Origin of the sequence: Burkholderia sp. WP9, from assembly GCF_900104795.1 — a bacterium.
GTDB lineage: Bacteria > Pseudomonadota > Gammaproteobacteria > Burkholderiales > Burkholderiaceae > Paraburkholderia.
Map to the genome: position 1 here is coordinate 2,585,887 of NZ_FNTG01000002.1, position 20,315 is coordinate 2,606,201.

The window sequence follows — 20,315 nt, forward strand, 5'->3', positions numbered from 1 at the left end:
ATGAGCGCAGTATGGATCGCAGGCGGTGTGCCATCGTGACCGCGACATGAGAAAACTGTCACGTGCCGGCATATCGAAGCAGTGATAACCGCTGCGGCCCGCATGAGATTTTTGTCATGTCGGCGTGAGACTGGCGGCGACCTTCGTGGAGCAGGATGACACGTCTTCTGTCACGAGCGTCCGGGCGGCGAAACATGCGTGCATTCACGTTGAAGTATTCCCTCGCGGCCTTCCTTGCCGCGAGTCTCGCCGGATGTGCGAGTAACAGTGGCAAGTCGCCGGCATCCGCGAGCAAATCGGCCTCGACACAAACGGAGGAGGCGGCGGATCTCGCGCCGGGCGAGCAGATCGACTATGCGGGCCATCGCTGCGGCAATCCGAATCTGTATGTGAAGACGCATCTGTGTGTCTTCCCGCGTCGATAGCGCTATCTGCGTGACTCGCCTCATATGAGCGCCGTCACGTTCACACACGCCGTCGTTTTCCGCATGCCGCGCGGATCTTGTCGAAGGCATGCCGATACCGGTCTTTGGCAAATTCGCGATTCTCGCTGCTAGACACTCGACCCACCACCGTTTCTCCAGATTCGGAAACAATCCTCCCCACTGGCGGCCCTTACTCTCGATGGCTCACCTTTCTAGACTGTCATCACCGAGTTGCGAACAGGGTTGTTCGTAGCAGGACAAAGCAAAGTCTGGAGGTAGAGTCATCATGAAGTCGCTTATTCAAGCCGTTGTAGTTGCCGCTGCTCTTGCCGCGCCGGTTGCCGTGTTCGCTCAATCGAACCAGCCGCTCACACGTGCGCAAGTGCGCGCCGAACTGATCGAACTGGAGCAGGCGGGTTACAACCCGGCGCGCGGTGAAGATCCGACCTATCCGGCCGATATTCAGGCCGCTGAAGCCAAGGTGGCGGCACGTCATGCCGCGACAGGTTTCGGCGGTGGCACGAGCGGCTCGTCGGACGCGGGACGTCCGGCCGTTTCCAAAGCGGACTGGAATGCGATGTACGACCATCCGTGATCTGCGTGATGCGTGAGACTGCGAGCCCGCGCTGCTAACGGCGGGATCGCAGTCATGCCGAAACGCATGCTGTTTCTAGAGGCCTGCGTGCCCGGCAACCTCGTCGACCAGTTCGGCGATGTCGTGAACGTCCACCGTGCACCCATCCTTGTTTTTCACGCCACGCCCCCACGCCTGTACATGCACGCCCGGCGTCAGATACTCGACGAGTTCGCTGGCGGCATGCGGCGGCATACGCAGCGAGGTGCCGTCTTCCAGCAGCGCGCCGCGCAGCTCGCCCTTCGGCCCATAAAGCGGCATGATGACTTCGCCTTGCACGTCCATCGGTTCGCCGTGGAGTTCGTGGCCGTGTTCATGCTTCGGGCCATGATCGTGCGGCGCGGGGCCTTCGTCGACGATCTCGGCGCCTTGCCGGGTCGTCAGTGAGACCGCGGCGATCAGATCGGCGCCACGCGGTTTCACGCCGCGTACGCGCACTGTGTCGCCCGGTGTGACGTGGCGTGTGATCTGTTTGCCGAGATGCGGCGGGAAATGCACCTGTTGTTGCACACCGTCCGCGTGCTGAAGAATGAAGCCGTCGGCATTGCCGTGCGGGTTGAGCAGAAACAGCACGACTTTGCCGCGCGTTTCGGGCAGGCAGGCGGGATCGATCCAATGCATGGTGAAGCTCCTCGTTCGAATGATGGATTGGGATTACCTGGGCAGGTCGCCATAGAGCACCGTGAGATTGCCGGGCGTACCGAACGCGGTCGCCTGCAGCGATTCACCGTAGCGATTACGTGTGCCATAGCCTTGCGCCGCGACCATTGCGCCCGGTTGCAACAGGTTCGTGAATCGCGCGGCCGCGGCCGGCGTGAGCTTGATGACCGTACCGTCGATGAGAAGCACGCCGTCGGGCTCGCCGCGCGGCGCGCTGGTGACGCGCAGCACGCGGCCCGCGGCGTCGAGCTTCACGAGTCCGACACCGGCGAGCGATTTCGGCAGCCGTTGCGCATCGGGCGGCGGCGGTTGATCGACAATGCTGCGGCCGCTTTTCGTGTCGGCGATCTGGCCGGCGCGCAGCGTTCCGCTCGCCTGCGCGAAGCCATTCACATTGACGCTCGCGCCGGGCGCGATCGTGGCGGCCACCTGAGTGCCGAGATGCGGCGGGAACCGGACGAGCGTGTTGTCAGCGAGCAGCATGCCGTCGACATCGCCCTCCGGATTGATCACGAAACGCCGCACTACGCCACTTACTGTTGTGGGAACGCCATCACGCGGGCCAGCGAGCGGTGGCGGTGGCGGCATGGGTGCGTCGGCGGCAGGCGCGGGTGGCGGCATCGGTGCGGCGGATCTCGGCGCGGGTGGTGCCATCGGCGCACCGTCCAAAGCTCGCGGCACGGGTTGGGCAGCGCAGGCTGCCGTCGCCGCAATGACAGTGAGCGCGGCCGCTACGCGCGCGATCGGGTTGAGATGGTTCATCGTTGACTCCTTCGACTGCAATGTCGTACAGGAGTATTCGCAACCACTGTGCCATGCCGCTACGGCTTGTCGCATAAGGCTTTGCGCTGTGCCATGCCAGCGTGGCCGTCGTCTCGCTGGACAGCCGGTGTCAGCCGGCTGGACACCGGCGAGCGCTTCAGCCGAGCTTGTAGGCAGCGATCTTCGTATAGAGCGACTGACGGCTGATACCGAGGCGGCGCGCCGCTTCAGCGCGATTGCCCACGGTCTGCTGCAATGCGCGTTCGATCGCGGCGCGCTCCAGCCACTCGATCGCCTGCGGCAGCGGCAGATCGAGCAGCGCGCTCGGAATCTCGCTCACGCCGGCGCGCGGCGCATTGAGAAAAGCCAGATCGTCCGCGGTGACGAGCGGACCGCGCGCGAGTGCGGCGACTCGCTCCATCGCGTTCTTCAACTCGCGGACGTTGCCGGGCCATGCATAGGCGAGAAGCCGCCGCTCGGCATCGCCGCTCAAGGTCCGCGCCGGACCGGCAAGATGCGCGGCGGCTACGAGAAAATGCGCGGCGAGCGGGAGAATGTCGTCGGGACGATCTCGCAACGGCGGCAGGTGAATCGGAATCACGTTGAGCCGGTAGAACAGGTCCTCGCGAAAGGTGCGCGCCGCCACTTCCGCTGCGGGGTCGCGGTGCGTAGCGGCTACGATCCGCACGTCGATAGCGACGCTTGCGTTGCTGCCGACCGGCGTGAGCGTGCGTTCCTGAATCACGCGCAACAGCTTGGCCTGCATCGGCAACGGCAGGTCGCCGATTTCGTCGAGAAACAGCGTGCCGCCGTTCGCCTCGGCGATGCGGCCGGCTCGCTGCGCCACCGCGCCCGTGAACGCGCCTTTGGCGTGGCCGAATAGTTCGCTCTCCAGAAGTTCGGCGGGAATCGCCGCGCAGTTGATCGCAACGAACGGCGCATGCCGGCGCCGCGACGCATCGTGCAGCACGCGTGCCGCGACCTCCTTGCCGGTGCCGGTTTCGCCCGTGATCAGAACGGTCGACTCCGTGGCGGCAGCGCGGCCGATCTGCTTTTGCGCGTCGCGCAACGCTTCGCTGTTGCCCAGCAGGCGAGGCGTGCCGGCGTCGCCGGTTTCCTCGTGCGACAGCGGCAATGCGGGGCCCGGCGAGCCGCGATTCGAGGCTTCGATCTTGCCGAGCAGGGATGCGATGGCGTCGCGCCCCACCGGCTTGGTCAGGTGCTCGAAGGCGCCGAGCCGCATCGCGTGAATGGTGTTGTCGCTGGTGGCGAAGGCGGTCAGCACGACTACCGGCAGTGTCTCGCGCGCCGGTATCCCGCGCAGACGTTCGAGTACTTCGATGCCGCTCAGGTCCGCCATTCGGATGTCGAGAAACATGCAGTCCACGCGCGCGTTGCCGGCTAACACGGCAAGCGCGTCGTGGCCGCTGCCGGCTTGCGCGACGACATGGCCAAGGTCGCCTAGCGTTTCAGCCAGGCTTTCGCGGAAGGCGTCGTCGTCGTCGACGATCAGGATGTGCGCCATGGGATCTCGATCACAAAACAGGCACCGCGCTCGCGCGCTTCGTAAAAGGCGCTGCCGCCATGCGCGGCAGCGATCTCGCGTACCACCGCGAGGCCGAGCCCCGAGCCGGCGGCGTGGCCGGTCACGAACGGCTCGAAGATGCGCTCGCGCTCGGCGGGAGGCACACCGGGACCGTCGTCGGCGACTTCGATTCGCAGCGTGTCGGCGGCGCGCGCCGCGCTCAGCGTTACATGGCCGCCGGATGGCGTGTGGCGCAGAGCGTTGAGGATCAGATTATCGATCGCGCGCGCCAGTTGATCGGCATCGAAAGTAGCTTGCGCGGGAAGGCCGTCCGCGTAAGCCAGCGCCAGTGCGATGCCGGCCCGCGCCGCCGCGTCATGATGCCATTCCACGCGTTCGGCGAGCCATAGGCGCAAGTCGACACTATGGGCTTCGATCCGCACGGGCTGGGTCAACGCCAGCAGACCGGAAAGCTGGCGCTCCACGCGCTGAATCTGTTCGAGGATCGTGCAGAGGGCGCGCTGTTTGCGTTCGACGTCGCCATTCAGCGCGTTTTCCGCCTTGAGCCGCATCGCGCCGATCGGATTGCGGATCTCGTGCGCCATTTGCGCGGAGAAGCGGCCGATCGCCGCGAAGCGTTCCGCGGCCGCGAGCTGCGTATGCAGTTCGCCGGCTTGCTGCTGCAACGACGTGGCACGCGCGCCATAGGCGTTGAACGCCTGGACGATCTTGTCGAGGTCCGGCTCGCCCGTCGGCGCGATCGGCGTGAACAAGTCGGCGGGCCGGCTCAGGCTGGCTTCGATGCGCGCGAGGTTGGCGCGCCAGCGACGCAGCAGAACGCCGAGGGCGATCGCAATCCCGACGATCACCGCGAGCAGCACCGCGAGCGTCGTGACGAGCGTTTTGCCGGAGGACCCAAGCGGCGGATGCACGCGCGACAGCGTCCAGGCGAACAGGCCTTCCCGATGCGGCACCGGACAGGCGGTGACGATCACGGCGTCCTGCTGGCCTTCGACGAAATCGGATGCCGCCGCGCGGCTGGTGGACGCCGCGCGCAGCGTGCGCAGGATCAGCGGCGTCTCGGCATCGGGGATGTCGCGTTTGATGCCGCTGCCCTGGTAGGTCGGAAACGCGTAAGCATCGAAGCTGCCGCGTGCCGCGCCGTCCGGCCGCCAGAAGCCGCCTTCCACGCCCTCCATCTGCGCGAGCACGATGTCGAGGATCGCGTGCATCAGGTCCGTGTTCGGCACGGCGGGTGGGACGGTCGGCGTGGCGGCGGGCGGAGTCCCGGTTTGAGCGGCGCGCGGCGCGGCGGGAGGCTGGGGTGTGCGGTCGATCGACAGGTCGTAGCGCGACCCGATCGTCTCGCAGCCGGCCAGCCCCTGCTGCCGCGCAAGGCCGATCTGGCGGCCGAGATTGGCCTGCGCCATGAACCAGACGAGCCCGATCAGGACCGCGCACATTATCGCGACCAGCAACCAGAAAACCACCAACTGACTGGCGAACGATAAACGTCGGGGAACTGCGGTCATGAGTGCGCCGGGAAGGATGGGAGCTAAACAGTAGCAAGAATTCAGCCTGTGCTGCGCCTTTCGCGACCGGCGAGTCGAGATTCGCTTGAATGGGGCGTCGGCAGGTCGTCTGTTGCGCTGCTGGACAGCGTTTGTCCACGAAACGGACAGCGCCCGGGCAGCGTCGAGCGGCATGACCCACTCGCGGCGGCGCACGCACCAATGGCATGTGAGTTGCGTAAGGCTGGCCGCCATCCCGGCATTTCTCGCCAGTGGAGTCGTCCCCATGATCAAGCCGATACGGTCGAGCCGTTCGCCATGCGCCGCACGCAATGCGTCCACCGCACGAGGTGCGTTGTGAAAGGCCGGCGCGCGCTCGAAGCGTTGAATTTTTTCGTGGCCGACGTGCAGGCGGGCATCGGACCATTTCTCGGCGTGTTCCTGCAAGCGCGCGGCTGGGGCGCCGATCAGATCGGCACGGTCATGACCATCGGCGGCATCGCCGGCATGCTCGCCACTTCGCCGGCCGGCGCGCTGGTGGATGCGACGCGCCATAAGCGCAGTCTCGTCGTGATCGCGGGGCTGATGACCATGCTCGCTTCCGGCTTGCTGTGGATCTCACATGGCTACTGGATGGTGGCGGCGTCGCAGGTGGCGACCGCGGTCACCGGCGCGGCGATCGGCCCGGCGCTGGCCGGTATGACGCTCGGCATGGTCCGGCAGCACGGTTTCGACCGGCAATTCGGCCGCAACCAGGTGGCCAATCATGGCGGCAATGTCGTCGCGGCAGCGCTGTCCGGCTGGCTGGGCTGGCGTTACGGCTTCGGCGCGGTGTTCGTGCTGAGCGCGCTGTTCGGCCTGCTGTCGATCGTGGCCGTGTCGTCGATTCCGGCCGACGCGATCGATCACGATGTCGCGCGGGGCGCCGATGCAAAGGCGACCGCCGGCGAGCCTGCCGCTGCCGGCGCTCCGGCGAGCGGCCTGCGGGTTCTGCTGCAATCGCGGCCGTTGTTGCTGCTGGCCGCCGCGCTCGGCCTGTTCCACCTGGGCAATGCGGCCATGTTGCCGCTCTACGGCCTCGCGATCGTCGCCGCCCATCAGGGCGAGCCGAGCGCGTTCACCGCGCAGACCATCGTGATCGCGCAACTCGTGATGGTCGCGGCCGCGATGCTGGCGACCCGGCTGATCCGCTGGCGCGGCTACTGGTGGGTGATCCTGCTGACCTTCCTTGCACTGCCGGTACGCGGGCTGATCGCCGCGTCGGTGATTCATGCGTGGGGCGTGTGGCCGGTGCAAGCGCTCGACGGCATCGGCGCGGGATTGCAGAGCGTCGCGGTGCCGGCGTTGGTGGTCCGCTTGCTGGAAGGCAGCGGGCGCGTGAACGTCGGGCAGGGCGTCGTGATGACCGTGCAGGCCGCCGGCGCTGCGTTGAGTCCGGCTTTGGGCGGGATTCTCGCGCACCGTTTCGGTTATCCCGCCGCGTTCATCGCGCTCGGCGCGGTGTCGACCGGCTCGCTGGTGTTGTGGCTGAGTTTCGGGGCGACGGTCAGGCACGCCTGCGCGGCTGATGGTGGAGCAGCGCGCGACGCGATCGAGGCAGCCTCGCCCGCGTCGTGACAGTTACATCCGCGGGTGACTGCGTCGTCTGATGGTACGGAGCTTGCTGGGCGAGGGAGTTCTTTTCGCAAGTTGCCGCATATGCCTCGAACTTCCTCTACTTGCCAACGGTGGAGCGCCCGCGAGATCCGGATACTGCACGAAGTGCCGCGCGTCCTGGTCGTGGACGACAACGTCGGCGCCGCCGAAGCGCTCGCCACCTATCTCTCCTACGAAGGCGTCGAAGCCCGCGCCGCAAACGGCTGCGAGCAGGCGTTGCGTTGCGTGCGCGACTGGGTGCCCGACGTCGTGGTGCTCGACATCATGATGCCGGAGCGCGACGGTTATGAAACCGCGAGCGCTCTGCGCAGTTATTTGCCGACGCACAGTCTGGGCATTGTCGCGTTCACTTCCCTCGATGAGGATCACGTCAAGGAAACCGGTAAGGCACGTCACAATTTCGACGGCTATTGTCAAAAAGGCACGTCCCCGAGCGCGCTGCTGGCGCTGATGCGCAAGTTCTGGCGCGAATAGCGGCGGCGGATCGAGGCGCTTTAGTTGAGCGGTTTCGGGAGGGGCGATGCTGGGCCGGCGCGGTGCGCGCGACGCTTTGGAAACCCGCGGACGATCTTTGAGGCGTTAACGGCGCCGTATGAAGCCGGCCGGGCTCAGCGACAGGCGTCAACCCGAACCGGTCAAGCCGGCTCGCTCAACGCCGGCTCCGCGACGATCTGCCGGAGAATCGCCTCCATCAAGCCCGGAAACCGGCTGTCCAGTTCCGCGCGCCGCAGCGAATTCTGATGCACGGTGCCGGCCACGCGTGTGCGCACCAGACCGGCCTCACGCAGGATCCGGAAGTGATGGGACACGCTCGATTTGGGGCGGCCCCCGTCGAGATCGCCGCAGGTAGCTTCTTCGACCGACGACAACCGGCGGACGATCTCCAGGCGAACCGGATCGCTCAAGGCATGAAACAGCCGTCCGAGCGTGAAGTCCTCAGCGGCGGGATGGTTATAAGTGCGCATCCTGCAAATGATAAAGGTTTCTGAGATACTTGGTTATTCGATGTTTATCGAACTACCGTACAAGCAAGTCCAAAGGAGTTTTGCACGATGTCCGCATTGTTTCAGCCGTACAAGCTCAAAGACGTTTCCCTGCGCAACCGGATCGCCATTCCGCCAATGTGCCAGTACACGGCCGAGGACGGCCTGATCAACGACTGGCACCGCGTCCACCTGGCCGGTCTTGCGCGCGGCGGCGCCGGGCTGGTGATCGTCGAGGCGACGGCCGTGTCGCCTGAAGGCCGCATCACGCCGGGCTGCGCCGGTATCTGGACTGACGAGCAGGCACAGGCTTTCGCGCCGGTGGTCGCGTCGATCAAGGCGGCGGGTTCGGTGCCGGGCATCCAGATCGGCCACGCGGGCCGCAAAGCCAGCGCCAATCGTCCGTGGGAAGGCGACGATCACATCGCCGACGATGACAGCCGCGGCTGGCAAACCATCGCACCGTCGGCAATCGCGTTCGGCGGCAATTTGCCCAAGGTGCCGAAGGCCATGACGCTCGATGACATTGCGCGCGTTCGCGAGGATTTCGTCGCCGCCGCGAGGCGGGCGCGTGACGCGGGCTTCGAGTGGCTCGAACTGCATTTTGCGCACGGCTATCTCGGCCAGAGCTTTTTCTCGACCCACTCGAATCAGCGTGACGACGCTTACGGCGGCAGTCTCGACAACCGCAGCCGCTTCCTGCTGGAAACGCTGGCGGCGGTGCGCAAGGTGTGGCCGGAGCATCTGCCGTTGACGGCGCGTTTCGGCGTGATCGAGTACGACGGCCGCGACGAGCAGACTCTCGCCGAGTCCATCGAACTCGCGAAGAATTTTAAGCGCGAAGGGCTGGACATGCTCAGCGTCAGCGTGGGCTTCTCCACGCCGAAAGCGGCGATTCCGTGGGCGCCGGCGTTTCTCGCGCCGATCGCGGAACGTGTGCGCCGCGAAGCGGGCATCCCGGTTTCGTCGGCATGGGGCATCGATACGCCGGAACTGGCGGACCGTTCGGTGAAGAACGGGCAACTGGATCTGGTGATGGTCGGCCGCGCGCATCTGGCCGATCCGCACTGGCCGTACCATGCGGCGAAGAAGCTAGGTATCGAGCGAGCGTCGTGGACGCTGCCGGCGCCTTACGCGCATTGGCTCGAACGCTACGCTGTCGCCTGAGTTTCCGTCTCGCGTCGCGTTGTATCGATGTGCTGTTTGCCCCGGCGGTTCATGTGCCGGGGCAGGCGGGATAACCTATATTCCGCCTTTCCGCCTTTCCGCCTTTCCGCCTTTCCGCCTTTCCGCCTTTCCGCCTTTCCGCCAGTCCTCCGGTCCTCCGGCCCTCCGGCCCGCCCGCCCTCCGGCCCTCCGGCCCGCCCGCGCCCCAACTCGGCCGTGCGCCGCACAGACCACTCCCCGTCTACTTCACGACCCGCACGGGCCGCCGCACCCGTCTCGCGGCTAATCGAACGACGCCGAAATGACAGTAAGCGCATCAAAAATCCGTTTCAATTACTCATAATGAGTCGATAAATCGTTTCAAGCTGGCTCAAATACGCGTATGCTTGTTTCAATTTGACCATCAAGGGTGTCATGGTGACTTCATCCGACGAGCAAACCACAGGTCAACAGGGTTACAGAAGCGGCGAAGCGGCGCGTTTGGCAAAAATGCCGGTCACGACGTTGCGGATCTGGGAGCGTCGTTACGGCGTGGTTGGACCGGCCAAAACCGCGTCAGGCCAGCGTCTGTACTCGGAAGACGACGTCAGGCGACTCAGCCTGATCAAACTGCTGGTGAGTCGCGGCCACGCGATCGGCGCGATCGCGCGGCTCGATCGCGAGCAACTGCAGTTTCTGGCCGCGCGCAGCGGGCGTGAAAGCGGCGGCGCGACCGACATGCCGTTCGCCGAGTCCGCCGATCTCCGGCTGGCTCTCGTGGGCGGCAACCTCGCGCAGCGACTGGAAGCATCGGGTGTCGATTTGCGGCCTTACGGCGTGAACGAACTCGTCACTTTCGCCGACCTCGATCTCGCCAGCGCCGGTACGACCAGTGAGCGCCGCGAGCCGATCGACGCACTGCTCGTCAGCGTCGATTCATTGCAGGAGGAAGTCGCGTCGCAGATCATCGCGCTCGGCGACGCGGTCCGCGCGAAAGCGATCGCGGTCGTCTACGGCTTCGGCACCGGCCCGGCGGCGGAGATTTTGCGTGTGGCGGGCGTGCGTCTCTATCGCGAGCCCGACAGCCGGACGGAATTCCGTCAGATGCTCGGGGACCTCTGCGAACGAACCCGCATTCAGGAGCGCACCGGCGACGACGCCGTATGGGCGCGCGTGCGCCGTCGCTACGACGACCGCGAACTGGAAGCCATTGCCAGCCGTTCTTCGACGATTTCGTGCGAATGTCCGCGCCACCTTGCAGAACTGGTCATGAAACTGTCGGCGTTCGAGCGCTACAGCGACGCGTGTACGTCGCGCTCGGCGCAGGACGCCGCGTTGCACCGCTATCTGGGCGACGTCAGCAACCGGGCTTGCGCGATGGTTGAAGCGGCGCTCGAGCGAGTGGCGCGGGAAGAAGGCTGGTTTGCCGGCGCGCAGCCGCCGCAAGCCGTTCAGGACTAGCACGCGCACACCGTTTCGGAGGATGTGCCATGTCACATGATGCTTCGACGGACGCGACCTTCAGCGCGCCCGCACTGGACGAAAAGAGCGCGCATCTCGCGGCGCTCCTCGAGCGTGTTTCACGGCGCGACGCGAGAGCGTTCGAGACGCTTTACCGGACGTCCGCGCCGTCGCTTTTCGGCCTCGCCGTGCGCGTGACCCGCACCAGCGAATCCGCGGAAGAAGTGCTGCAGGACGGCTTCATCAAGATCTGGCGCTTCGCCGGCTCGTACGATCCCGGCAAGGCCTCGCCGTCTACCTGGATGTCGAGCATCGTGAAGAACCAGGCGCTCGATTACTTGCGGCGCAATCCCTACGGGGGTGTGTACGTCGAAGAACTGGACGAACGCATTGCCGCGGGCGAGGCCGAGCCGGACCTCTCGCACGAGTTTTCGCTCGACGCCGAGCGCCTGTCGTCCTACCTGGGCCGATTGACGCCGGTTCAGCGCCAGGCGATTGCGCTCGCCTATTTTCGCGGGCAGTCGCAATCGGAAATCGCGCATACGCTGGACGCGCCGATCGGTACGGTCAAAACCTGGATCAGCCGCGGGCTGGAGTCGCTGCGCAGCATGGCCGAGGCTCGCCACGCGCCGCATCGCGGCGGCATCTACTGATACTGCAGGATTTGCGGAACGCCTCTTGCTGCAAGGTCTTCTCATTGACCTGATACGGAGGCTTCACGCATGAAACCCTATATCGTCGCGCACATGATGTCCTCGCTCGACGGCCGCAGTTTGACCGACGGCTGGCATCTCGACTATGCGTCCGACCTGTACGAAAACACCGCCGCCACTTTCGAAGCCGACGGTTGGATTTGCGGGCGAGTGACCATGCAGGAAATTTCGCACGGCGAGGACTATCCGAAGGGGCTCACCAGGGGCCCGGTGCCGCGCACCGATCACTTTGTGGAGCGCAAAGCGGATCAATACGCGATTTCAATCGATCCGCAGGGGCGCGTGGCGTGGAAGAGCAACACCGCGCTCAAGTCGCACGTGATCGAAGTACTGACCGAGCAGGTCGCCGACGACTACCTCGCTTACCTGCAATCGATCGGCGTCTCATACGTTTTCGGTGGCGAGTCCGAGCTCGATCTCGACGCGGTGGTGCAGACACTGGCGCGCGAACTCGGGGTCAAAAAGCTGATCGTGGAGGGCGGCTCGCACGTGAGCGGGGCATTCGTGAACGCGGGTCTGGTCGACGAAGTGAGCGTGTTGATTCTGCCGCTGGTGGACGGCCGCAGCGAACATCCTTCTTCGTTCGAAGTGGCGATGCAGAAGTGGCAAGCGCCCGCCTATCTGAAACTCACGTCCGTTGAAAAGACGGAACACGACGCTGTCTGGTTGCGCTATACGAAAGCCTGAAAGCGCGCGGCAGAGTGAAATCGAAGTCACTCTGCCGCCGGCCGTTCGCATTATTTTCAGTGCACAGGGATAAGCGGTTATCAGCCTTGCGCGTGTGCGGTCGAGAGCCAGCCGCCGCTCACGCCAATCTCACCGATCTGTTTGGCGACGGCGTCCGCGAGGCGCTTCGCGTCCGCCGACACACCGGCGCGTTGGGTTTCGGTTACGGCATGCAAGCCGCCACCCGCCGCCGCCGAAGTCGCTACACTGCCGGCCGCCGCACCCACACCCGCCGTCTCCACCATGCCCGGCGCCTTGCCGCTGTCCGCGCTGGCATTGAAGGTTTGCACCAGTCGCGGCGCACCGCCCGCGGGCTTATACAGAATCTGCACCGAACTCGTCACTTCGCTCTTGCCCGCGCCGAGGCCGATCAGCATGCGGCGGCGACGGTTGCCCGAGTCGATCGTATCAAAGCTGCCTTGCACAAGCAGCACGTTCTGATCGGCTGGCGCGGGAACGTCGGAGCGGATCGCACGCAGACCCATCGATTGCAATTGATGCACGATTTCGTTGGCGACCTGCTCGCGGACTGCGGCGGCGTCGGCGGCCTGCTTTTGCGCAGCGGACGAACCTTCGAGTTGAGTCTTCACTTTCTGCATCATGCCGCCATCCAGTTTCACCTGGCCGGGGCTGGCGTCGAAAGTGTAGACATAAATGTTGTCCGGCCGCACATGGACCGGCGTGCTCGTCTCGCTTGCATGGTCGATGCTGCCGCTCGCGCAGCCGGTCAGCAGAGCGCCGCAGCAGACCATCGCCATGCAGGCAAAACGGGTGGCATTTCTTTTGAGGAATTTCACTGAAGTCAACATGTTCATCCTGTCGTCGGCACGCGGTGCCGGTATGGTCGAGCCGTTCTTCCGATGATCGGGCAACCGTAGGATCGTTGATCATCGGCGAGTCGTCTCGCACGTGAAGCACCCTTGATCTCATGCGTTCTGTTTCATCCGCACCGGCAGCGAAACGAAGTATGGGTGAGTCACTTCCCGAACTCCATCCAACAATTATTTCGTCCTGTGTCACGGCGGCAAGAGGTGCCGCGCGGGGCTTTCGCGCGTCGCAAGCGTTATTGGACGTGGCAGGAAAAGAGGGGGGTGGGGTGAGGATCGACCGCGCCGGCCAGCGGCGTGAAGTCATGCAAGCGCGCGTGCGGCGCCGCGAGTGTCGGGCGTCAGCTCAAGGCGAGTTTGATGATGCAGCCAAGGACGAAAATCAGCAGGAAGGCGGCGACTGCCATGTTCAGCGGATAGCGCATTCTTCACCAGGACACCAGCGTTTGCAGTGCTCATATCCTAATCACCTGACGGAAGATGAACAGTGGCCAAAGAAGCGGCAATGTGGGAAAGCCAACGCAACATGCTGAATGACTGAGCAGCTTGCTGGCGGGAACGCTTCCAGTCGCGGGCCGGATGCGGGAGTTGCAGCACGGCCGTTGACTGACGGAAAAAATGCCCGCGTGCAAAGCGCCGCTCGGCCGGTTATCGGGCCGGCCGTGCAGCGTGGCCGATGCCCTTCAACGCCCGCCGACGGCGCGCGTCCAGGGTGCGCCCGCTGGCGCATTGTTTCCGGATGGCGCATGATTGAAGCGATGTGCCGTCCGACCCCAGAAGCCGAGTGCCTCTATGGGACGCGCGGCGCACGCGAAGCCGCTGGTGCATGCGTTACGGAAACACAACGCGGCAATGCACCGCCGGCGGGTACTCAACCGTTAAGGAGGATTTCGCATGGACCGACCTGACGCCGCCAATCCGTTTGGCGATTTCACCAAAATGCTGGAGCAGTTCAAGCTCCCCGGCTTCGACGTACCCGCCATCATGGAAGCGCGACGCAAGGACATGGAAGCACTGGTTCAGGCGAATCAGACGGCTTTCCAGGGGATGCAGTCGCTCGCGCAGAAGCAGGCTGATATGTTGCGCACGACCCTGAGCGAATTGCAGTCGCTGACGGGCCAGTTATCGGCCGGCGGCGCCGCGCCTTCGGGCAAGGCGGCCGAGTTGATCCAGCAGAGCCTGCACAAGTCGCTTGCCGATATGCAACAACTGGCGCAAGCGGCCTATCAGACGCAAGCCGAGTCGTATGCGGTGATCGCAAAACGCGTAGAAGAGAATGTCGAGGAGCTTAAGTCGCTCCTGCAGCAGCACAAAAAGTAGCGGGCGCTGCGCGTCGAATCGATCGACTCTGCGGAATCGATCGAGCCAGACGCGTCACGTTCGAACGACCGATGCCGTGGTTGACTTTCGAGTCATCCGCGGCATTTTTTTGTTCTGCGAAGTGCGATGGTGTCGCCGCTTCGTCCTCACGCGACCGGTCTTTTGACGCCTCCTGTCGTCAGAGGAAAACGGGCCTTCCAGGCGATTTTTTCAGCGTTCACTTACATCGATCGCACAATGCTGCGCGCATGATTTTTTTTCTGCGCGCGATGCGGGCAATGTGCACTGTCGTTTGCTTTAAACGAGCCGTGTAATGAAAACATGCGCTCGAGCGCCGCCACTTGGTGATCTGGTTCCGAAACATCAAACAGACTCGAACGTTGCCGCGCGGGAGAAAGGTTTAAATCGTTGCGCAAACGATTGCCGCGCCTCACCTTGATGCCTAAAGTTTCGCGCCACCACTCCGTAGACGCATTCACGCAGCACGCAGCTCAACCAGTGTGAATGCAACACCAGCACCACCGGCGAAGCGTGCGCCCCTAGTTTCCCGTTCGTGACCGGCTCGACGCGTGGTCGTGAGCGTTTCACCTCGAAGGAATTCTCTTGAAACCGATGCTCTATTCCCGCATTGTTCGCGCAATGCTCGGGGCAAGCTGCGCGCTGTCGTTTGCCGCGCACGCGACGCTCGGGCAGAACGTAAGCACTGTCGACAGCGATCAATCCCGCTTGCGCGCAGTGGCTCACACGGCGACTACGCAAAGCGCGTATTCGGTCCATCTGATGACGCTGCCGTCCGGCACGCTGGTGCGCGAGTACGTCGCGCCCAACGGCATCGTGTTCGGTGTCGCATGGGAAGGCCCCACGTTGCCGGATTTGAAATCCATGCTGGGGACGTCGTTCGACGCCTACGTCGCCGCCACCGCGACGCGTCGCGGCACGCCACTCGCTCTCTCCAGCGGCGATCTGGTGGTCTACTCCGGCGGGCATCTTCGCGCGTTCGCCGGCCACGCGTATTTGCCGCCAGCGGTGCCTGCGGGCGTCGATGTCGGCGTCATTCAATAACGGTGCGGATCATGCGTCATATGTCTTCCTTCAGGATCCTGCTGTGCGCGGCGCTGCTTGCACTGCTCGTCAGTGCTTGCGGCGGCGGGTCCAGCAGCACGGCCAGTTCCAGCAGTTCGAATTCGGCCGGCCCCACCGTGATCAACACCGCGCCGTCGTCGCAAGTGCTGGCCGCGAACGCGGTGCGCGTGACGGTCGACTCCGGCGTGAGTGACGTGCCGAACATGCCGTTCGTCAGCATCACGATTTGTGCGCCGGGTACGGCTCAATGCCAAACCATCGACCACATACTGGTCGATACCGGGTCGTGGGGCGTGCGCATCTTTGCTTCCCAGTTGCCCGCGACAATGACCCTGCCGCAACAGAGGGACGCCGCGGGCAATCAGGTCGCCGAATGCATGCAGTTCTTCGACGGTTACACGTGGGGCGCGGTGAAGCTCGCTGATCTGCAGATTGCCGGTGAAAAAGCCGCCTCGCTGCCGATCCAGGTGATCGACCCGAACTACGCTTCACTGCCGGCCGATTGCGCGAGCGTCGGCGCATCGCGCAACACGCCGGCCGCGTTGCAGGCCAACGGCATTCTCGGCATCGGCGTGTTCAAGCACGACTGCGGCGCGAACTGCGTGCAGCAGGCGCTGGCCGGCACGTATTACGGCTGCAGCGGCACGACATGCACGTCGATTCCGCTTGCCGAAGAACTCCAGGTCGCCAATCCGATTCCGTACTTCGCCACCGACAACAACGGTTCGATGCTGAGCCTGCCGACGGTATCGGGTGCCGCGCAGTCGGTCACGGGGCAACTGGTGTTCGGCATCGGCACGCAGACCAACAATACGCTGGGCGGCGCGCAAGTGATCGGCGTGAGTCCGTCGAACGGCACCTTTACCACCGTGCAGAACGGCACGACCTATTCGCGCAGCATTCTGGACAGCGGTTCGACCGGGCTGTTCTTTCAGACCAGCTCTTTGCCGGTATGCGCGAGCCCGAATAATTCGTACTACTGCCCGGTGTCGACCGCGCAGATGAGCGCGATGATCCAGGGGGTGAACGGGACCACGAGTGCGGTGAATTTCAGCGTCGGCAACGCTACGACGATTGCACAGACCTATAGCGGCGATTCGGCGCTGCCGCTGCTGGCGGGACCGGCGTTCGTCCAGTCCACGATCTTCGATTGGGGTTTGCCGTTCTTCTACGGTCGCAATGTGTATGCCGCCGTCGAGCAGCAGGCGACACCTGGCGGTACGGGGCCTTACGTCGCGTATTGAGTTCGGAAGACAGCTTGTCTGGTCGGCGCTTTTTGGCGAGCGCTTTGGCGAGACTCGCCAGATATGAAAACGGGCCGCGACGGAACATGTTCCGTCGCGGCCCGTCAGTTGATAAGGGATTCGTCGTTACGTCTTGTCGAGACTGTTGAGCACCGCCAACACGGCCTCGCCGAACGCCTCGGGACGCCCCGCGAAGATACGTTCGACGGCTTTCCCGTCGATCAGGCGCCGACGCAGCGCCTCGCGCTCATCGTGCTGCTCGGCGAGCCGTGCGGCGGCGCGCACGTACTCGTCGGTCGAGTGACCGGTCAGCCACGACGGCAAGCCGGCGCGCCCGAACAGGCCGCTGTCGATATGCTCGAATACTTCGCGCCCGCACAGATTGACACCGGGCAGGCCCATGGTGAACGAATCGACGATGCCGTTGGTGTTGCCGAATGGGAACGGGCTCACGAACATGTCCATCGTGTTGAGGACTTTCAGATACGTCGGGTAGTCGAGCGAACCGTACACGTCCACGCTCGATTGCGGCAGCGTCGCGTGAATCGACTTTCTGACGTACGCCAGATCGATGCTTTCGCTCCAGCATGTCATGAAATGGAATTTGACCGGCACACGAGCGGTGTGAACGATCGCCTTGCAGGTCTCGAGAAAGTGCGGATTGATCTTCATCGCACTGGCCGTCACCCCGATGTTGACGATGTCGCCTCGCGCCGGAATTGACGGCACGATTTCGGTGAGCAGTTTCGACGGCACGTACGGTTGGCCATCCTTCGGCAAACGCATCATTTTTTCGCTGAAGCACGCCGGGTCGCCGACGAAATCTTCTTCGACGCTCACGTAGTCCATATGCGCCGCGTGCATCGTTGCCGGATGACCGAGACCCGCGATCTGCAGTGGCGCGACGCGCAGGTTCGACAGAAAGATCGTGTGCGAGAACATGCCGACACTCGGCATATAGAGCACGTCCGGTTGCTCGCGCGCGGCGAATGCCTGGATCTGGCGGATACAGTCGCCGATGTATTCCGGATGCTCGAATTCGACGAAGCGATCGAAAATCGCGCGCCCTGTTTCGTCCACATGCTGCGCCTCGCCGAACGCGACGACTTCGAAATGCTCGCGCGCGGCGAGCATTGTGCGTGAATGGGTGCGGTAGATCGAGTGGCCGCCCGTGAACCATTCGAGAACCACCAGCATCACCGGCTTGCGGTTCTTATCGTGCCGTTTGGCCGGCGTGCGTGCGACGTTGGCTTCATGGTCCAGCAGGCCGAGTGTCTCCAGTTTTTTGCGAACCAGCTTGTTGATGCTGCGCTTGATCGCGTGCCGATCGGGCGAGCTGGAATAGCTGCAATGCATGTAAGCGCCGCACACGGCGGCGGTCGGCAAGTCGTCGAGGTCTTCGATACTCTCCAGCGCGCCCGGCAACCAGCCGAGCAGCCTCTCGCGTTTTTCGTGCGCGGCGGGCGAGATGTGCACGGCCGCGCTGACGATAGAAACGCCGAGGCTGGTCGCGAGCACCGGGTCGCATCGATGAAGATCCGCGAAATCGATATCGTATTGCGAGCCCGACGTGTAGAGCACCAGTTGCTTGCGGGTCAATACGTCGCGCGTGGCGTTGTTGTCGTTGTTGTCGTGCGCGGCGTCGAGCAGCGTGCGGACGATGTGATCGGTCGATCCATACGACGACACGGCGAAGATCATGTTGATCCATGGCCGCCCCCAAAACAGGATGTTCATCTTATCCGCGGCGAGCGTGTACTCGGGCGCCGAAAACAGCGCGGTGAATCCATCGGCGATGCGCTGCAAGGTGCGCTGCGACGCTTCGTCGCCGGGCGAGTTCGGACTGCTGCGGGCAAAGCGTTCGCCGCCGAGCGTGCCGCGCTTTTCGCAGAGCGTTTTGAGCAGCGCGCAGAACTCCTCGTGCGCGGCATCGTAGTCACGGGACTGGATCTGGGATTCGAATCGATCGAGGGAGAATTCTGTGCTCATGGTGACGGTCGAGAGTGAACGGCATGCGGTGTTCCGCATGCGCGTCGTGTTCAATGACAGGAAGGCGGGCGACGGGGCGTGAGACCCACTGCGGATTGCGACGCGTGATGGGACGCGCGCCGCGCCGAGTGCGGGCGATGTCCACTGACTGCGTGTGTCGCCAACGGAATCCGATTGTCAAAGAATTCGACCGGGATGCATCTAGGAAGAGTCTTATTTTGAGAAAGGCATTTGACGAGGCCTCTGAGCCGATGCGGTGCGAGAGCGCACCTAGCGCCGCCGCGTGGCCCGCTTTGCCGGGGTTGTTTGGACGGCGGCGGGCTCCGGCTGCAACGGTGGCTCGGATGCCACGGGTTCCAACTGCGGCGGCGGGGCCTCCACCGGTTGTGCCGGCGCTTGCGAAGCTACGGCCTGCCCCGGCGGCGTTGCCGCTTCGCGCGGCACGGATTTGTCGCCGGCCGCCCCGATCACGCGATGCACGAAGCGCAGCTTCTCCACCACCGGCGCGGCGAGCGTGAACGGATAACCGTCCGGCATGCCAAGACTCCGGTTCAGGCTGTTCAGTGCATAGGTGAGCGGAAACCAGCGCTTCATCAGATTCTCGAAGCTGGCGTCTTCCACCGGCGTGCGATCGGTCAGCGTCGGCTCGCTCGGATCGTCGGGCAGCAGCGCAACGCCGTACGAGGTCGACGTATCCAGCACGTCGACGATCAGCATGTAATGCGCCCACGTCTCGGCCCAATCTTCCCAAGGATGCATCGTGGCATACGCGCTAATAAACGACGCCTGCCAGTCGGCCGGCGCGCCGTCCCGATAGTAGGCGTTCAACGCCTCGCCATAGTCGATGCTTTCGTCGCCGAACAGTTTGCGGAACGGTTCGAGCCAGCGCGGGTTGTTCTCGACGAGCTGGCTGAAGTAGTAGTGCCCGGTCTCGTGCCGGAAGTGGCCGAGCAAGGTCCGGTACGGCTCGCCCATCGCGGTGCGGACTTTCTCGCGGTAGGCGTCGTCGGCTTCGGCGATGTTCAGCGTGATCAGGCCGTTATCATGGCCGGTCATGACGCGCGAACCGTCGCCGCCGTCTTCGAGGAATTCGAAGGCGAGGCCATGTTCCGGGTCGGCCTGGCGCGACTTCACGTCGAGACCGAGTTCGGCCAGTGTGTACAGCAGGCGACGTTTGGCCATTTCAAGCCGATACCAGTAGAGCCGATTGTCCGGCGCGCTCAGATTCGGAATCGTCAAGGTCAACTGGCAGGCGCGGCACAGCCCGTCCGGCGAGTCGGCGGGGATCATCCAGTTACAGACGTTTTCGACGGCGTAGTTGTGGCATTGGCGGAACAGCGCACCGTCGGCGCCCGGATGCAGGCTGCGCCAGCGTCCATCGCCGGCGTCTTCGAACGCGCTGATTTCCGCCAGTTCAGGTACATAGCCGAGCAATGACTCGCAACGTTCGCAACGCACGTTTTCATAGAACACGAGGTGCGAGCAGTGATTGCAGTGGAAGGTTTTCATCGGTCGAGCCTGGGAGGTGGAGGGCGGGCATGAGCGAACAGCTGCCGCAATCTTCATGCCGCATTTGCCAGACGTCACTGGTTTAACGCACATTACGTGCATGATCGTGCATGAGCGTTGCGCCGCTTTGGTGCGCGACCT

General features: G+C 64.0%; 20 protein-coding genes. 11 read left to right on the forward strand and 9 right to left on the reverse strand.

Annotation, left to right across the window (positions count from 1 at the left end):
* The first annotated feature begins 194 nt into the window (after positions 1-194).
* Together BLW71_RS32660 and BLW71_RS32665 are read left to right on the forward strand one after the other, a co-directional pair.
* Positions 195-425: a hypothetical protein gene (locus tag BLW71_RS32660; RefSeq protein ID WP_091806994.1), complete on the forward strand. Its 231-nt coding sequence runs from the start codon at positions 195-197 to the stop codon at positions 423-425.
* Between the two features lie 286 nt (positions 426-711).
* Positions 712-1,020, forward strand: coding sequence for a DUF4148 domain-containing protein (locus BLW71_RS32665; RefSeq protein WP_091806996.1), 309 nt, complete (start codon positions 712-714; stop codon positions 1,018-1,020).
* A gap of 75 nt (positions 1,021-1,095) precedes the next feature.
* On the opposite strand, the gene BLW71_RS32670 is transcribed toward BLW71_RS32665, so the two are convergent.
* From BLW71_RS32670 to BLW71_RS32685, 4 genes are all read right to left on the reverse strand, one after another.
* Complete coding sequence (locus tag BLW71_RS32670; RefSeq protein WP_091806998.1) at positions 1,096-1,680, reverse strand: hypothetical protein; 585 nt, start codon at positions 1,678-1,680, stop codon at positions 1,096-1,098.
* Positions 1,681-1,713: 33 nt separating this feature from the next.
* Complete coding sequence (locus BLW71_RS32675; protein ID WP_177205153.1) at positions 1,714-2,481, reverse strand: hypothetical protein; 768 nt, start codon at positions 2,479-2,481, stop codon at positions 1,714-1,716.
* 157 nt (positions 2,482-2,638) lie between these two features.
* Positions 2,639-4,006, reverse strand: coding sequence for a sigma-54-dependent transcriptional regulator (locus BLW71_RS32680; protein ID WP_091807001.1), 1,368 nt, complete (start codon positions 4,004-4,006; stop codon positions 2,639-2,641).
* Complete coding sequence (locus BLW71_RS32685) at positions 3,991-5,538, reverse strand: sensor histidine kinase (RefSeq protein WP_091807002.1); 1,548 nt, start codon at positions 5,536-5,538, stop codon at positions 3,991-3,993. Before BLW71_RS32685 ends, BLW71_RS32680 begins: the two co-directional genes overlap by 16 nt.
* A 336-nt stretch (positions 5,539-5,874) precedes the next feature.
* On the opposite strand from BLW71_RS32685, the gene BLW71_RS32690 reads away from it, so the two are divergent.
* Both BLW71_RS32690 and BLW71_RS32695 read left to right on the forward strand, forming a co-directional pair.
* Positions 5,875-7,134 carry an MFS transporter gene (locus tag BLW71_RS32690; RefSeq protein WP_091807004.1) on the forward strand — a complete coding sequence of 420 codons (1,260 nt, stop codon included), beginning with the start codon at positions 5,875-5,877 and terminating at the stop codon, positions 7,132-7,134.
* An 81-nt stretch (positions 7,135-7,215) separates the two neighbouring features.
* Positions 7,216-7,647 carry a response regulator gene (locus BLW71_RS32695; RefSeq protein ID WP_177205154.1) on the forward strand — a complete coding sequence of 144 codons (432 nt, stop codon included), beginning with the start codon at positions 7,216-7,218 and terminating at the stop codon, positions 7,645-7,647.
* A 161-nt stretch (positions 7,648-7,808) separates the two neighbouring features.
* Here the strand turns inward: BLW71_RS32695 and BLW71_RS32700 are convergent, their stop codons facing one another.
* Positions 7,809-8,138, reverse strand: coding sequence for an ArsR/SmtB family transcription factor (locus BLW71_RS32700; RefSeq protein ID WP_091807006.1), 330 nt, complete (start codon positions 8,136-8,138; stop codon positions 7,809-7,811).
* Positions 8,139-8,225: 87 nt separating this feature from the next.
* Between BLW71_RS32700 and BLW71_RS32705 the strand changes: the two genes are divergently transcribed.
* The 4 genes from BLW71_RS32705 to BLW71_RS32720 all read left to right on the forward strand — a co-directional run bounded on the left by BLW71_RS32705 (position 8,226) and on the right by BLW71_RS32720 (position 12,163).
* Positions 8,226-9,323 carry an NADH:flavin oxidoreductase/NADH oxidase gene (locus tag BLW71_RS32705; RefSeq protein WP_091807008.1) on the forward strand — a complete coding sequence of 366 codons (1,098 nt, stop codon included), beginning with the start codon at positions 8,226-8,228 and terminating at the stop codon, positions 9,321-9,323.
* Between the two features lie 414 nt (positions 9,324-9,737).
* Positions 9,738-10,763 carry a MerR family transcriptional regulator gene (locus BLW71_RS32710; RefSeq protein ID WP_091807011.1) on the forward strand — a complete coding sequence of 342 codons (1,026 nt, stop codon included), beginning with the start codon at positions 9,738-9,740 and terminating at the stop codon, positions 10,761-10,763.
* Between the two features lie 29 nt (positions 10,764-10,792).
* Positions 10,793-11,416, forward strand: coding sequence for an RNA polymerase sigma factor (locus BLW71_RS32715; protein WP_091807013.1), 624 nt, complete (start codon positions 10,793-10,795; stop codon positions 11,414-11,416).
* Positions 11,417-11,485: 69 nt separating this feature from the next.
* On the forward strand, positions 11,486-12,163 hold the full coding sequence (locus BLW71_RS32720) for a RibD family protein (protein ID WP_091807015.1): 678 nt from the start codon (positions 11,486-11,488) through the stop codon (positions 12,161-12,163).
* Between the two features lie 80 nt (positions 12,164-12,243).
* Here BLW71_RS32720 and BLW71_RS32725 read toward each other — a convergent pair whose 3' ends face one another.
* Entirely contained in the window at positions 12,244-13,011 is a 768-nt protein-coding gene (locus BLW71_RS32725; protein WP_091809157.1) for a DUF4410 domain-containing protein, read from the reverse strand.
* Between the two features lie 912 nt (positions 13,012-13,923).
* Here BLW71_RS32725 and BLW71_RS32730 point away from each other — a divergent pair.
* Positions 13,924-14,349: a phasin family protein gene (locus BLW71_RS32730; RefSeq protein WP_091807016.1), complete on the forward strand. Its 426-nt coding sequence runs from the start codon at positions 13,924-13,926 to the stop codon at positions 14,347-14,349.
* Positions 14,350-14,570: 221 nt separating this feature from the next.
* On the opposite strand, the gene BLW71_RS41215 is transcribed toward BLW71_RS32730, so the two are convergent.
* Positions 14,571-14,828 (reverse strand): hypothetical protein, encoded by a 258-nt coding sequence (locus BLW71_RS41215; RefSeq protein WP_143048413.1) that lies wholly within the window; start codon positions 14,826-14,828, stop codon positions 14,571-14,573.
* Between the two features lie 133 nt (positions 14,829-14,961).
* Between BLW71_RS41215 and BLW71_RS32735 the strand changes: the two genes are divergently transcribed.
* On the forward strand, positions 14,962-15,411 hold the full coding sequence (locus BLW71_RS32735) for a DUF2844 domain-containing protein (protein WP_091807017.1): 450 nt from the start codon (positions 14,962-14,964) through the stop codon (positions 15,409-15,411).
* 11 nt (positions 15,412-15,422) lie between these two features.
* Complete coding sequence (locus BLW71_RS32740; RefSeq protein WP_091809160.1) at positions 15,423-16,676, forward strand: DUF3443 domain-containing protein; 1,254 nt, start codon at positions 15,423-15,425, stop codon at positions 16,674-16,676.
* A 126-nt stretch (positions 16,677-16,802) separates the two neighbouring features.
* On the opposite strand, the gene BLW71_RS32745 is transcribed toward BLW71_RS32740, so the two are convergent.
* Both BLW71_RS32745 and BLW71_RS32750 read right to left on the reverse strand, forming a co-directional pair.
* Positions 16,803-18,665, reverse strand: coding sequence for an adhesin (locus tag BLW71_RS32745; protein ID WP_091807018.1), 1,863 nt, complete (start codon positions 18,663-18,665; stop codon positions 16,803-16,805).
* A 270-nt stretch (positions 18,666-18,935) separates the two neighbouring features.
* Complete coding sequence (locus tag BLW71_RS32750) at positions 18,936-20,174, reverse strand: zinc-binding metallopeptidase family protein (protein ID WP_091807019.1); 1,239 nt, start codon at positions 20,172-20,174, stop codon at positions 18,936-18,938.
* Between the last annotated feature and the right edge of the window lie 141 nt (positions 20,175-20,315).